Genomic DNA, 12,355 nt, shown 5'->3' with positions numbered 1-12,355 from the left:
CCCCTTCGGCTTGCCTGATCTTTACGCCGCAGTCATCCGCTCCCTCAGCCTCGGCACCGCGAAATCAATAAACGCCCGCAGTTTCAGCGGCACCAGGCCTTGAGCCACGTAGATCAGGCTCACCGGCCAAGGCTCCGGTTCGAACGCCTCAAGCACGATTTGCAATTCGCCCGCCGCGATAGCGCGGGCCGCCTGGTAGGACAGGAGGCGCGTTACCCCGAGCCCCGCGACTGCCGCATCGATCGCCGCTTCCGCCGTGCTGACACTCAGCCGCGAGTGGACCGGCACGGCGACCTCCTTCTTGCCCTCGATGAAAGTCCAGCTTCGTGGCGAATTCAGCCCCTCGAACGTGATGCACTCGTGGCCATCGAGGTCTTCAGGGCGCTCCGGTACGCCGCGTTGCACAAGATAGGCCGGGCTCGCATAGGCCGCACGGCGGATCGAACCGACCCTGGTCGCGACAAGATTGCTGTCCGGCAGGTTGCCGATACGCAGCGCGAGATCGATATGGTCTTCCACCAGATTGACCTGACGGTCGCTGAGACTGAGCCTCAAATTGATTTCCGGATAGATCTTGAGGAATTCGATGACGACGGGCAACACATGAAGGCGCCCGAATACCACGGGCGCTGTAATCGTCAGGTCCCCCCTCGGCGTCGTGTATTCGCCCGCAGCGGTTCGCTCCGCCTCATCGACCTGCTCCAGAATTGCCTTGCTCGCCTCGACATAGGTGCGGCCGGCATCGGTCAGCGACACGTGGCGGCTCGAACGGATAAGCAAACGCGTCTTCAGATGCGCCTCAAGGTCGGAGATTTTGCGGCTGACGGTTGCGAGCGGTGTGCCAAGCCGGCGTGAGGCGGCGGACAGGCTTCCTGTCTCTGTAACAGCAAGAAGTACAGCCATTGCATCCAGACGATCCATTCGAACCTTCCATTTTTCGGAATGAAAACTCCAATAGCTGACGTCTACAGCAATTTCATGGAAGAGACTACATTACCGCCGTTCTCGCATCATATCTGCGCTTGGTATCTCAATCTCTCAGAGGAGTTGGTCATGTCGTCTGAACACGCCTTTTCCAGCGACGTCGCTTTCACACCGACGGTCAAGTCAATTCAGACCCGCAAGGGATCCCGGCATGGCTACGAGAGCATGGAGCAGCGCGGCTCATGGCAAACGCGCATCACGCCCGACCTTGCGGATTTCATCCATAGCCAGACCAGTATCTTCTTCGGCACGGCAAATAACGAGGGACAGCCCTACATTCAGCACCGTGGCGGACCACCCGGTTTTCTGCGCGTCATCGACGAGACGACCATCGCTTTCGCGGATTTTACCGGCAACCGCCAGTACATCACATCGGGCAATCTTGGCGATAATCCGAAGGCCTTCCTGTTTCTCATTGATTACCGCAACCGGCAGCGGGTGAAGCTGTGGGGCGAAGCGCGCACTGTCGAGGACGACCCACATCTCACGCAACGGCTGATGCCGGAAGGCTACCGCGCGCGTCCGGAACAGGCGATCCTGTTCACAGTTACTGCCTGGGACATGAACTGCCCGCAGCACATTCCCATGCGTTTCGAAGCCACCGATGTGGCGGCATTGTTGGCCGAACGCGACGAGCGCATCAAGTCGCTCGAAGCGGAACTCGCCCGCTTGCGGCCAGCTTGACGAGGCGCGTCAATTATATCGAACCGGAATATCCGTTCTCAGGCGTTCGATCCTGCTCGCCAGTAGAGTGGAGAACTGAGAATTCCCCACTCTCGAGCCAATGTCGGCGATTTCGTCGAAATCCACGTCCAGCAGCAAGCCGCGCGCACTTAACAGTGACATCACTCCAGTGACGAGCGTGCGCTCTACCGCGTAGTCCATATTGAGTTGTGCTATTTCGTCTGATTGTTCTTTGAGAATGCTAATAAGCTGCCCCAATTTGTCATTCATTATTCGGTGCCCACCTCGTAATCTCCTGCTTAAATCTTTCCAAGATTCTTGACGGAAACGTAATAGACCGTAAGAGCTATTTAACAGCAAATTTTTAGCCAATGCGGATTAGCAGGATTAACGTCGGGCCTAACCCGGCATCCTTGTAGCTAGTTGAACTGCCGGTCCTATTGCCTGTTTATTTCCGTAACCGCGAAAGATGGGTGGTCACAGACATATTCATGCAATGCCGCTTGTGATACGTTCGCAGGGAAATAAAACTGGACACATTCGCCTGGTTCGCGCGGCGGATTGGCGGAAATTTTCACATCACCACGGGAGAAACGCGATGGGCCTTCGCATCAACGACACTGCACCGGATTTCACTGCTGAAACCACGCAGGGCGAAATCCATTTCCATGACTGGATCGGCGGCAGCTATGCCGTGTTGTTCAGTCATCCGAAGAATTTTACACCGGTCTGCACGACCGAGCTTGGTTATATGGCCGGGCTTGCTCCGGAATTCGCCAAACGCAATGCCAAGATCATCGGCATTTCGGTCGATCCTGTCGAAAATCACGATAAGTGGAAGGCGGATATCAAGACGGCGACCGGACATGAGGTCGACTATCCCCTCATCGGCGACAGGGATCTGAAGGTCGCAAAACTTTATGACATGCTGCCGGCCGAAGCAGGCGATACGTCCGAGGGCCGCACACCGGCCGACAATGCCACTGTGCGCTCGGTCTTCGTTATCGGTCCTGACAAGAAGGTGAAGATGACCCTCACCTACCCGATGACCACGGGCCGCAATTTCGACGAGATCCTGCGCGCCATCGACAGTATCCAGCTTACCGCGAAGCACCAGGTCGCAACGCCTGCCCAGTGGAAGCAGGGCGAGGATGTCATCATCACAGCAGCCGTATCGGATGAGGATGCCAACCAGCGTTTCGGCGGGTTCGAGCGTGTATTGCCCTATCTGCGCAAGACCAAGCAGCCGAGCGCCTGAACGGTACAATATGAGAAACCCGCCCTAACCGGCGGGTTTCATTTTTCGATCACTTCGTCGCTACTGTAATCCACAACTGGCGAGCTGATTGGCATAGGTGTTCGCCATCTCTGCCGTTCGCCGTGCGGTCCGGTCAATGCCCGGCTTACTTCGCCATGTACCGCGCGCATAGTCATTCGGACCCGCGTAGTAGGCAACATAGAGATTGTAGGCATCGTTGAGCTGGATGCCGTTCATCTGATGGCTCCGTGCATGATACCAGCCAATGAAACGAACCGCGTCGCTAAAGTCGGTGCGCCGGGCAGTCCAGCGTCCGGTTTCGCGCTGGTAGTCTGCCCAGGTTCCGTCGAGCGCCTGTGAATAACCATAGGCGGTGGATGGCCGTGTCCAGGGAATGAAGCCGAACAGTTTGGTGCGTGGGGGTTTGACCCGCGCCTGAAAGCCCGATTCCGTATAGATCGTCGCCATGAGGATAGGAACAGGCACACCGTATTCCGTTTCGACGCCCTTGGCTTGCTTGTACCAATTGTTGAAGAAGCCGTCCCTTTGATCGAATACGGCACAGACATTGTTGGTCTGGGTGGGCGCTGTGGCGCAGCCTGTGAGCAACAACAACGCAATGAATATGATGCGGCGCATGGGCAAGTCCTTGTCTTCCCAATCACCTATCCCCGAATCCCTAACAGCAGGTTACCGGTTAATTGATTCGTAATGCCCTCCTTAAAATTTGATTAAAGATCGATATGGCACCGCGGTGCTCACAGCTCTTGACCCATCAATTAATACCGTCATACAATACTACGATGAGCGACAAACATCGCTAGCGATCTCCACCCAATGCTGAAGCGGAACAATTACCATGAGCGATTTGATGCCCACTCAAACGATAGGCTTTGCGGAAACTCGCGACGGGATAAGGCTTTCCTATCGCATCGTACCGGGGACCGGCGATGGCCGCTGCGTTCTCATTCATTCGCTGGCGATGGACAAGTTTTTCTGGGAGCCAACCGCCACCGTGCTTGAGGGTGCATCCGAGGTTCTCATTTATGATTGCCGCGGCCACGGCGTTTCCGGCAAACCGGCAGGCGCCTACAGCACCGCGCAATTCGCCGATGATCTCGCCGATCTCATGAATCACGTTGGCTGGTCATCGGCCGTCGTCGCCGGTGCCTCCATGGGCGGTTGCATCGCCCTCGCCTTTGCCGCAGCCTACCCTGAGCGCGTCGATGCTCTCGGCCTGTTCGACACCACGGCCTGGTATGGGGAGAATGCTCCGGAGGCCTGGGCTGAACGTGCCGAAAAAGCCAGGAGCGAAGGCCTGAAGGCACTTGTCGGCTTTCAAAAGACCCGCTGGTTCAGCGATGGCTTTCGCGAGGCTAACCCGGACGTGGTGGAAGCCGCCGTGTCGACCTTCCTCGCCAATGAAATTGACGCCTATGTCTCGACCTGCAACATGCTCGGTGCGGCGGACCTGCGCGCCGCATTGCCGAAGTTCGATTTTCCATGCCGTGTTGTCGTGGGAACCGAGGATTACGCAACACCGCCGGAAATGGCGCGTGTCCTTGCTGACAACATTCCCGGCGCGATACTGACGATCCTCGAAGGCGCCCGCCATTTCACGCCGCTGGAAGTTCCGGCCATCATCGCCGAAAATCTCCGGCTGCTGATCGAGGCATCCAGAGCCTGAAGTATCGAAGGACGGCGCGATCACTCGCGCCGTCTTTCTTAGTCCGCCGCCTTCGGACTGGCGCCACGCGGCAGATTGTACAGGCCGCGCGGCAGCCCGGACAGAAATTCGATGACCTCACTGCTGTCGATCACGTCGGCATATTTGGCGTTCATGTCGCACAGCGTCATGGCGTGGCTTGCTTCGGAACGCTCGAAGCAACCGTCTTCGACCATCGTTACCCGCAGATTATAGCTGAAGGCGTCGACGACGGTCGCCCGCACGCAGCCACTGGTTGCGGTTCCGGCAACGATGACGCTGTCACAGCCCAGCAATGTCAGATAGCTGATGAGGTTGGTACCGTGAAAGGCGCTGGGCTTCTGCTTGTAGATGACGATGTCGCGCGGTTCGGGCGCGATCTGCGGCATGATCTCGTTGCCGTCGCGATTGCTGCCACCCGGCTTTTCACCACTGCGTTCGTTCTTCCATGCCCAGCCGCCCGCATCCCAATTGTCAGAGCGCCGTATTCCCGTCGTGTAGATCACCGGTACCTCCCGATCCCGGGCCGTGCCGATCAGCTTCTGCAGTACAGGCAGAGCATCCCAGGCGGCTTCGCCACCCGACTGGCGCCATCGCTTGACCGATTCAAGCAGGGGCTCGCGTTTATCGCCGCAAAACGCGTAATTGACATCGACGATCAGCAGCGCCGGCCGTTTGCCAAACCCTGCTCGCGCGCCATATCCGGCAAGCTTGAACACTTCCTTGTCGCGCTCGGTCAGGAACTTGTCCCAGATTCGCTCGGCCATTTAGCCTATCCTCCATCGTATGAAATCTCCGGAAAACCATGCCATGGCGCCGCCGATCGGGTGAAAACACGCTTCTGTGTAGGCTCTTCCCGACAAAAAGATGCCTTGGCGACTTGACTTCTCCCACAAATTTGTTTGTATGGCAAACATACATTATAACAGAATGACAAGAGAATTAGGCTACCTGTATTTGCATGAATGCCCGAAGGGCGCCCTTGGAGGAGGAACCTATGGTTTACCAATCGATCAAAACCCGCTTTGCCTGCGCTTTCGCCGGCGCGATCCTTGCATCGACCGCAATGACTTCGATAGCCAGCGCTCAAGAGGCGTGGCGTCATGGCATCGTTGAAGCCAAGGGGGATTCCGGTTTCCTGTTTCAGGCTGCGGAAGGCGGCTTCGATGACAAGCATGGCATCAATATCGACATGGTACAGTTTACGGGTGGTCCGACCGCGCTGAAGGCTTTGATCGCTGGCGATCTGGACAGTTTCGAAGCGAGCCCCGTCATCGCGCTCTCCGCCTTGCATCAGGGCGCCGATGTCAAGATCATCGGCTGCGACTGGCCCGGCATGACCTATACCGTCTTTTCCGGCAAGGACATCGCCACTGCGGCTGATCTGAAAGGCAAGACAGTCGGCGTTTCAGCGCCTGGCTCGCTTCCCGATATTTTCACCCGCCTCGCCCTTGAAGCCTCGGGCCTTGCCAACACGGACGTAACTTTTGCCAATGCCGGCGGCAGCGCCGACCGCGTCAAGGCCGTCGGCGGCGGGGTGGTCGCGGCCGCGGCGAGCTCAAGTGAATTCGCGGTCGATGCAGACGCGTTGAATGTCAAGCCGCTGCTGAAGGGTGCAGAGGTAACGCCGCAGTTCCTCAAGGTCTGCATCATGACCACCGGCAAGAAGATCGCCGAGCGCCGCGAAGCTATGACCAATTTCCTCGCTGCCGAAATGGAAGGCCTTGCTCACGCCATCGCCAACAAGGATGCGATGCTGGAGGTTGCGCGGAAGGTTGGCCACCTGTCTGAAGACGACAAGACCGCCGAGTTCATTTACAATGAGGCCCTCGAGTACAAGGCGATCAATGCGGATCTGGCCATTCCATTGGACAAGCTGCAATGGGTCGACGACGAGATGGTCAAGCTGAAGGTTCTTGACGGCAACATGGACACCAAGAATTTCGTCGATGACAGCGTACGCACCGAGGCTCTCGCACGCGTCAAGAAATAATGTTGGAAAACTGATATGCCCCATCTGGAAGTACAGAACATCACCAAGTCCTTTGGCACGCATCATGCGCTGGACGGTGTCTCCTTCAATGTCGAAAAGGGTGACGTCGTTGCTCTGATCGGTCCAAGCGGATGCGGCAAGACGACCGCTCTGCGCATCATCATGGGGCTTGAAACAGCCACATCCGGTCAGGTCAAAGTCGCCGGGCGCCCTGTCTCCGGCTGCGGTCACGACCGCGGTATGGTCTTCCAGCATGCCGAATTGCTGCCATGGCGCAACACGCTCAGCAATATCGGCTATGGGCTGGAGATGAAGGGCATGAAGGAGCCTGAGCTTTCAAGGACTGCCATGCATTATCTCGAACTGGTGGGTCTGACCCAGGCAAAGGACAGACGCCCGCACCAGCTTTCCGGCGGCATGAAACAGCGCGTGGGTATTGCCCGCGCGCTGGCGATCGATCCGGAAGTGCTGCTCATGGACGAGCCTTTCGGCGCGCTGGATTCGCAGACGCGCGAGGGGCTGCACGGCGAATTGCTTTCCATCCATGCCAAGACGCAGAAGACCATCATTTTCGTGACCCATGATCTCGACGAAGCGGTGATGCTCGCAGACCGCGTTGCGGTCATGCACGCTGGCAAGATAAGCCAGATCGTCCCGATCGAACTGGAGCGCCCGCGGCTCGATATGCGCGCCATTCGCACTTCGGCGGAATATTCCAAAAAACGCACGCTGATCTGGGAAGCCCTGCACGATGCGGGCGTTTCAGTTGCGGCCTAAGGAAAGACTATGACGACAGATGCAGAAATACAGGCGCCGGCCCGCGTGGAGCGCCGCACAGGTCAGGCAAGCTGGACAACCACTGTACCGGCATGGGTGATCACCACCATATCGGTTGCCATAGCGACCGGCCTTTGGGAGTTCTTCGGCAGGGACGTCAATCCGCTGCTCGGCACCTATCCGAGCGCCATCATCAAGGCGTTTTTCTCGATGCTGCAGACCGGCCGCCTGCAGGACGCGCTCATACAAAGCAGCCAGCCATTCGTGGTCGGCTACATCGTCGCCGCGATTGTCGGTATCCCGGTCGGGCTGTTGCTCGGCCGATACCGTTTTCTCGAATCCGCCCTGGGCATTTATGTCACCGCTGGCTACGCCACGCCGCTGATTGCCCTCGTTCCCCTGCTGATCCTGTGGTTCGGTCTTGGCTTCATGGTCAAGGCCGTTGTGGTTTTCCTCCTCTCCTTCTTCCCCATCTGCATCAACACATGGTTCGGTGTGAAGGCAGTGCCGAAAACCATGATCGAGGTGGGCACCGCCTTCTGCGCTTCGCAGACGGCCATCATGCGCGGCATCATTCTGCCCGCGACTATTCCCTACATCATGGCCGGCCTGCGGCTTGGCATCGGCAAGGCGGTCATCGGCATCGTCATTGCCGAATTCCTCACCGCGATCTCCGGCCTTGGCGGCATCATTATCACCTCGGCCAACAGTTTCCGCACCGCCGAGATGTTCGTGCCCGTCATCCTGATCATGGTCCTCGCCGTTGCGCTGACAGCACTGGTCGGATGGCTCGAGAAATACGTCGCACCCTGGCAGAGCGAAATCACCGGCCACGACGGCGTCTGACACGACAACAGCCGACGTAACCAAAAACCGCTGCGGGCAACTGCGGCGGTTTTTGCCGAACATATCGATATAATTTGATTCTATCGACATGTTCCTGCAACATGTCGATTCGATCGACATTTCCAAACAACGTGTCGACAAAAGCTGGGAATGCCGACATGCCGTTCTATCCTGAACGCCCTTACAACGATCTGCCGCTACTCCCCCCACAAAACGATGTGGAGACGAAGGCAATCCTGAAAGCTTGTATCGAGGCACGTGCGGCTTTGGCAGAGTTACGAGTTTCCGGTCAACTGATCCCAAACCAAGCGGTCCTGATCAACTCAATCCCACTCCTTGAAGCGCAAGCGAGTTCCGAAATTGAGAACATCGTGACCACAACTGATCGCCTGTTCCGCTACGCCAATGAGGCAGGCAATCAGGCAGATGCAGCAACGAAAGAAGCTCTGCGATACCGGACAGCTCTCTATCAAGGCTTTCGCATGCTGGAGCAGCGCCCGGTATCGACGTCGGTAGCAATAGAAGTCTGCCGAACCATCAAAGGCATCAATCTCGATGTTCGGGCCACACCAGGGACAGCGCTCATGAACGACGCAACCGGTGCCGTCATCTACACTCCGCCTGAGGGAAAAGAGCTGCTGCGCGACAAACTCGCGAACTGGGAGCGTTATATCCACGAGACCGACGAGGTCGACCCGCTAATCCGCCTTGCCGTGATGCACTATCAGTTCGAAGCAATCCATCCCTTTACCGATGGCAATGGCAGGACAGGGCGCGTCCTGAATCTACTTTATCTCGTCGACAAAGGTCTCTTGGAAATCCCGATCCTCTACCTCAGCCGCTATATCATCAGAAACAAATCCGTCTATTATCAACGGCTTCTGTCCGTTACGGCAGATAGCGAATGGGAGAATTGGATTCTCTTCATGCTTGAAGCAGTGCGGGACACCGCACGATGGTCTACATCGAAGATCCGCGCGATTCGCGACCTTTTAAACGAAACCACTGCTAGAATTCGTCAGGAACTGCCAAAAATCTATTCTCGAGAACTTGCAGAAATTATCTTCGTCAACCCTTACTGCCGTATCGGTGATCTCGTTGACGCAGGAATTGCCAAAAGGCAAGCCGCTTCCACTTATCTAAAAGCACTGGTCGGCATTGGTCTGCTTCGAGAAGTTCGATCTGGACGCGAGAACCTTTACATCAATCCGCGACTGCTTGATCTTCTGTCCGAGAGCAGCCAGCCTAACGGCACATGACATGCCATCGGCCCCGGTCGCTTGGGAGCGTCGTGTTCGTTATTCGATCAGCGTACCGCCGAGATTCTCCACAGCACGTCGGGTTACGACCCCGACAAGATGCGCGCGATAGTCGGCAGGGGCGTGCATGTCGCCCATGAGGTCGTTCTCATCCGGCAGCAGTCCCTGCACCGCATCCGGCTCGAACCGCGCCTGCAGTGCTTCCTCGGCTTCGGCCCAGCGGAAGACGCCGGAGTTTCCGGCACCCGTGATCGCCACATGGATATTGCCATCGCGATGGCGGGCAACGAAGGCAGCCGCCAAGGCATATCGCGACGCAGGATTGCGGAACTTGGCGTAACAGGCGATCTCCGGCACCTTGAACTCGATGCGAACGAGAATTTCGCCAGGTTCCAGTGCCGTCGTGTAAAGCCCGGCGAAATATTCAGAGGCCGGGATACTCCGGCGCTCTGTATGCAGCGTCGCATCGAGCGCCAGCACGGCTGATGGGTAATCGGCCGCCGGATCATTATTGGCGATCGAACCGCCGATCGTGCCGACATGCCGTACCTGCACATCGCCGATCGAACCCGCGAGGCCGCAAAGCGAGGGAATGAGCGCTCTGATCTTCTCCGATGCGGCAACGGTCGCATGCGTTGTCGCGGCGCCAATGACGATGCGATCAGGGCCGACAGTAATCCCTGAAAGCTCGGGGATTCGGCGCACATCGATCAGATGGGCAGGAGCCGCAAGCCTTCCCTTCATTGTGGGTATCAGCGTGTGCCCGCCGGAAAGGTAGGCTGCTTCCTCGACCTCGGAGAAGAGGCCGACCGCCTCATGAAGCGTCTTCGGCTGATGATACCTGGTCTCATACATGAGAGTCTGCCTTCTTCATTCCGCTGCGACGGCATGAGCCGCGCGATGCTTTTCGGCGGCAGAGAGAACCGCCTTGACGATGTTGTGATATCCCGTGCAACGGCAAAGGTTGCCTTCAAGCTCGTGCCGGACCGTTGCTTCGTCGAGGGCCCCGTCATGACGCGCGATCATATTGACCGATGCCATGATCATGCCCGGCGTGCAAAAGCCGCACTGCAATCCGTGATGCTCATGAAAGGCGGCTTGCACGTCATGCAGCTTCTCGCCATCGGCCAGGCCTTCGACCGTAGAAACTGACGCGCCGTCAATCGACGCGGCAAGGATCGTGCAGGATTTCACTGCCTTGCCATCGACGATGACGGTGCAAGCGCCGCACTGCGTCGTGTCGCAGCCGACATGCGTTCCGGTCAGGCCAAGGTGATCGCGCAGGAACTGGACGAGCAACGTACGGTCTTCGATCTCCCTCGTGTGGAGAGTGCCGTTGACGGTGATGGCGACGTTGGACATGGGTGCCTTACCTTTGTTTTATCTGGAGAACCAGCGAGCCTTGGGTCGCTCGGCCGGTGTTTCAAGTGCTGCGGCCGCAACGTCAGCAGGCACTGCGCGTGCTGCAAGGCTGGCGAAGAACTCATCGGCGAGCTTCTTGGCCGTTGAATCGATCAGCCGCGAACCGAGCTGTGCCAGCTTGCCGCCGACCTGCGCCTTGGCGATATAGGTCAGAACCGTCTCGCCATCGATATCGGCCAGATGGACATCGGCGCCACCCTTGGCGAAACCGGCGATACCGCCCTTGCCGGCTCCGGAGATCGTATAGCTCTCCGGCGCCTTCACGTTGCTCAGGGTGACTTCACCCTCGAATGTCGCCTTGACCGGGCCGATCTTGGTGGTCACGCGGGCGGTAAAACCGTCCTCCAGCGAGCCTTCAAGGCTGTTGCAGCCGGGGATGCATTCGCGCAGCGCCTGCGGGTCATTGATCAACGCCCAGACATGTTCGCGTGGCGCAGCAATGCGGTATTCGCCCTTGAGATCCATAAAACTTCTCCTCTCAGTTCGCGCCGGTTACGGCCTCGTAATGCGACAAATCCAGATATTTTGCCGGGTCGGTCAGCGGTGCCCCACCCTTGCCGTAGCGCGAGCGCAGTTCGAGAACACGCGTCATGCCTTCCGGAATGATTTTCGCATCCGGTGTCAGCCCCGACTTGGGCGACAGCAGGCTGGTCATCACCGATTGCAATGCTGCGGGCTGGATTTCCGGCATCTTCGCCTGCAGCAGCTTTTCGGCGGCCTCGCGATTGGCCGGATCGAGTGTCCAGGCGAGGCCCTTCAGGTAACCGCGAATGAACGCGCGAACAGCTTGCGGGTTTTCCTTTGCCCATGCGCGCCGCGCGGTAACCACGCCGCCCTGATAGGTGTCATAGAGTCTGGTCGACACATCGAGCACATTGAAGCCCGAGCGGCGCGCGATGCTGGTAAACGGTTCAATGGTCAGGGTCGCAGCATGTTCACCGCCCTTCACCGATTGCCAGCGCTGCGGCGTGGCTCCCACCGGCGCATAGGTCGCGTCGTCCCGCTTCAGTCCGCCATCTTCGAACATATCGAAAAGGACAAACGCAAACCCTGTCGAGAGCGCATCGAGCGCGACGGATTTCCCTTTGAGGTCTGAGTATTCCTTGATCTCGGGGGCCGTGACGATCGCAAGTTCAAGCTGCGTCCCGCCCATCAAAACGACATAACCCGGATCGACGCCGGCGCCTGCCGCACCCTGCCCTTCGCCGTACGCCACGACATTGTCGAATGCGGTGAAAACTACGTCGAATTCGCCCGCGGCAGTCCGCTGCGCCTGCTCGACCGAGCTCCCCGTGAGACTTAATTCGACCGACAGATTCTCATCGGCGAAGAATCCCTGCTCCATTGCCGCGAATGTCGGCAGGTTGGGAGCGCCCGGAAAAGCGATGACGCGGATATTGGTTTTCGTTTCTGCAGTCATTTGCGAG

The 12,355-nt window shown here is 58.0% G+C and carries 15 protein-coding genes; 7 read left to right on the top strand and 8 right to left on the bottom strand.

The window, feature by feature from the left end:
- Positions 1-21 precede the first annotated feature (21 nt).
- Complete coding sequence (locus ACSQ3H_RS08695; RefSeq protein WP_436116686.1) at positions 22-921, bottom strand: LysR family transcriptional regulator; 900 nt, start codon at positions 919-921, stop codon at positions 22-24.
- 132 nt (positions 922-1,053) lie between these two features.
- Between ACSQ3H_RS08695 and ACSQ3H_RS08690 the strand changes: the two genes are divergently transcribed.
- A complete protein-coding gene (locus ACSQ3H_RS08690) occupies positions 1,054-1,668 on the top strand; it encodes a pyridoxamine 5'-phosphate oxidase family protein (RefSeq protein ID WP_436116685.1) in 615 nt (204 codons plus the stop codon).
- 9 nt (positions 1,669-1,677) lie between these two features.
- Here ACSQ3H_RS08690 and ACSQ3H_RS08685 read toward each other — a convergent pair whose 3' ends face one another.
- Positions 1,678-1,938 carry a hypothetical protein gene (locus ACSQ3H_RS08685; protein WP_436116684.1) on the bottom strand — a complete coding sequence of 87 codons (261 nt, stop codon included), beginning with the start codon at positions 1,936-1,938 and terminating at the stop codon, positions 1,678-1,680.
- Between the two features lie 328 nt (positions 1,939-2,266).
- Here ACSQ3H_RS08685 and ACSQ3H_RS08680 point away from each other — a divergent pair, with 328 nt between their 5' ends.
- Entirely contained in the window at positions 2,267-2,926 is a 660-nt protein-coding gene (locus ACSQ3H_RS08680) for a peroxiredoxin (protein WP_112530554.1), read from the top strand.
- Between the two features lie 60 nt (positions 2,927-2,986).
- Here the strand turns inward: ACSQ3H_RS08680 and ACSQ3H_RS08675 are convergent, their stop codons facing one another.
- The gene (locus ACSQ3H_RS08675) at positions 2,987-3,565 is read right to left on the bottom strand and encodes a transglycosylase SLT domain-containing protein (protein WP_436116683.1); all 579 of its coding nucleotides are present in this window, start codon (positions 3,563-3,565) and stop codon (positions 2,987-2,989) included.
- 220 nt (positions 3,566-3,785) lie between these two features.
- Between ACSQ3H_RS08675 and ACSQ3H_RS08670 the strand changes: the two genes are divergently transcribed.
- Positions 3,786-4,613 (top strand): alpha/beta fold hydrolase, encoded by an 828-nt coding sequence (locus ACSQ3H_RS08670; RefSeq protein ID WP_436116682.1) that lies wholly within the window; start codon positions 3,786-3,788, stop codon positions 4,611-4,613.
- Between the two features lie 38 nt (positions 4,614-4,651).
- Here ACSQ3H_RS08670 and ACSQ3H_RS08665 read toward each other — a convergent pair whose 3' ends face one another.
- Complete coding sequence (locus ACSQ3H_RS08665; RefSeq protein WP_436116681.1) at positions 4,652-5,398, bottom strand: isochorismatase family protein; 747 nt, start codon at positions 5,396-5,398, stop codon at positions 4,652-4,654.
- A gap of 230 nt (positions 5,399-5,628) precedes the next feature.
- Between ACSQ3H_RS08665 and ACSQ3H_RS08660 the strand changes: the two genes are divergently transcribed.
- The 4 genes from ACSQ3H_RS08660 (at position 5,629) to fic (ending at position 9,506) form a co-directional block, all read left to right on the top strand.
- On the top strand, positions 5,629-6,624 hold the full coding sequence (locus ACSQ3H_RS08660) for an ABC transporter substrate-binding protein (RefSeq protein ID WP_436116680.1): 996 nt from the start codon (positions 5,629-5,631) through the stop codon (positions 6,622-6,624).
- Positions 6,625-6,639: 15 nt separating this feature from the next.
- The gene (locus ACSQ3H_RS08655; RefSeq protein WP_436116679.1) at positions 6,640-7,401 is read left to right on the top strand and encodes an ABC transporter ATP-binding protein; all 762 of its coding nucleotides are present in this window, start codon (positions 6,640-6,642) and stop codon (positions 7,399-7,401) included.
- A gap of 9 nt (positions 7,402-7,410) precedes the next feature.
- Complete coding sequence (locus ACSQ3H_RS08650) at positions 7,411-8,247, top strand: ABC transporter permease (RefSeq protein ID WP_436116678.1); 837 nt, start codon at positions 7,411-7,413, stop codon at positions 8,245-8,247.
- 158 nt (positions 8,248-8,405) lie between these two features.
- Positions 8,406-9,506 (top strand): protein adenylyltransferase Fic, encoded by a 1,101-nt coding sequence (gene fic, locus ACSQ3H_RS08645; RefSeq protein ID WP_436116677.1) that lies wholly within the window; start codon positions 8,406-8,408, stop codon positions 9,504-9,506.
- A gap of 39 nt (positions 9,507-9,545) precedes the next feature.
- On the opposite strand, the gene ACSQ3H_RS08640 is transcribed toward fic, so the two are convergent.
- The 4 genes from ACSQ3H_RS08640 to ACSQ3H_RS08625 are packed head-to-tail and all read right to left on the bottom strand — an operon-like array spanning position 9,546 to position 12,348.
- Positions 9,546-10,361, bottom strand: coding sequence for an FAD binding domain-containing protein (locus ACSQ3H_RS08640; RefSeq protein WP_436116676.1), 816 nt, complete (start codon positions 10,359-10,361; stop codon positions 9,546-9,548).
- A gap of 15 nt (positions 10,362-10,376) precedes the next feature.
- Complete coding sequence (locus ACSQ3H_RS08635) at positions 10,377-10,868, bottom strand: (2Fe-2S)-binding protein (protein WP_436116675.1); 492 nt, start codon at positions 10,866-10,868, stop codon at positions 10,377-10,379.
- Between the two features lie 18 nt (positions 10,869-10,886).
- Positions 10,887-11,393, bottom strand: a complete 507-nt coding sequence (locus ACSQ3H_RS08630; RefSeq protein ID WP_436116674.1) for an SRPBCC family protein — start codon at positions 11,391-11,393, stop codon at positions 10,887-10,889.
- Positions 11,394-11,406: 13 nt separating this feature from the next.
- A complete protein-coding gene (locus ACSQ3H_RS08625) occupies positions 11,407-12,348 on the bottom strand; it encodes an ABC transporter substrate-binding protein (RefSeq protein ID WP_436116673.1) in 942 nt (313 codons plus the stop codon).
- Positions 12,349-12,355 lie beyond the last annotated feature (7 nt).

Origin of the sequence: Phyllobacterium sp. LjRoot231, assembly GCF_964253365.1 — a bacterium.
Classification (GTDB): Bacteria; Pseudomonadota; Alphaproteobacteria; order Rhizobiales; family Rhizobiaceae; genus Phyllobacterium.
The sequence above is the reverse complement of the archived record's forward strand: the minus strand, read 5'-3'. Positions and strand labels throughout refer to the sequence as shown.

Excerpts from the sequence above, each read along its gene's own strand:
- ACSQ3H_RS08695 (WP_436116686.1), bottom strand. The coding sequence starts at position 921 with ATGGATCGTCTGGATGCAATGGCTGTACTTCTTGCTGTTACAGAGACA.
- ACSQ3H_RS08690 (WP_436116685.1), top strand. The coding sequence starts at position 1,054 with ATGTCGTCTGAACACGCCTTTTCCAGCGACGTCGCTTTCACACCGACG.
- ACSQ3H_RS08685 (WP_436116684.1), bottom strand. The coding sequence starts at position 1,938 with ATGAATGACAAATTGGGGCAGCTTATTAGCATTCTCAAAGAACAATCA.
- ACSQ3H_RS08680 (WP_112530554.1), top strand. The coding sequence starts at position 2,267 with ATGGGCCTTCGCATCAACGACACTGCACCGGATTTCACTGCTGAAACC.
- ACSQ3H_RS08675 (WP_436116683.1), bottom strand. The coding sequence starts at position 3,565 with ATGCGCCGCATCATATTCATTGCGTTGTTGTTGCTCACAGGCTGCGCC.
- ACSQ3H_RS08670 (WP_436116682.1), top strand. The coding sequence starts at position 3,786 with ATGAGCGATTTGATGCCCACTCAAACGATAGGCTTTGCGGAAACTCGC.
- ACSQ3H_RS08665 (WP_436116681.1), bottom strand. The coding sequence starts at position 5,398 with ATGGCCGAGCGAATCTGGGACAAGTTCCTGACCGAGCGCGACAAGGAA.
- ACSQ3H_RS08660 (WP_436116680.1), top strand. The coding sequence starts at position 5,629 with ATGGTTTACCAATCGATCAAAACCCGCTTTGCCTGCGCTTTCGCCGGC.
- ACSQ3H_RS08655 (WP_436116679.1), top strand. The coding sequence starts at position 6,640 with ATGCCCCATCTGGAAGTACAGAACATCACCAAGTCCTTTGGCACGCAT.
- ACSQ3H_RS08650 (WP_436116678.1), top strand. The coding sequence starts at position 7,411 with ATGACGACAGATGCAGAAATACAGGCGCCGGCCCGCGTGGAGCGCCGC.
- fic (WP_436116677.1), top strand. The coding sequence starts at position 8,406 with ATGCCGTTCTATCCTGAACGCCCTTACAACGATCTGCCGCTACTCCCC.
- ACSQ3H_RS08640 (WP_436116676.1), bottom strand. The coding sequence starts at position 10,361 with ATGTATGAGACCAGGTATCATCAGCCGAAGACGCTTCATGAGGCGGTC.
- ACSQ3H_RS08635 (WP_436116675.1), bottom strand. The coding sequence starts at position 10,868 with ATGTCCAACGTCGCCATCACCGTCAACGGCACTCTCCACACGAGGGAG.
- ACSQ3H_RS08630 (WP_436116674.1), bottom strand. The coding sequence starts at position 11,393 with ATGGATCTCAAGGGCGAATACCGCATTGCTGCGCCACGCGAACATGTC.
- ACSQ3H_RS08625 (WP_436116673.1), bottom strand. The coding sequence starts at position 12,348 with ATGACTGCAGAAACGAAAACCAATATCCGCGTCATCGCTTTTCCGGGC.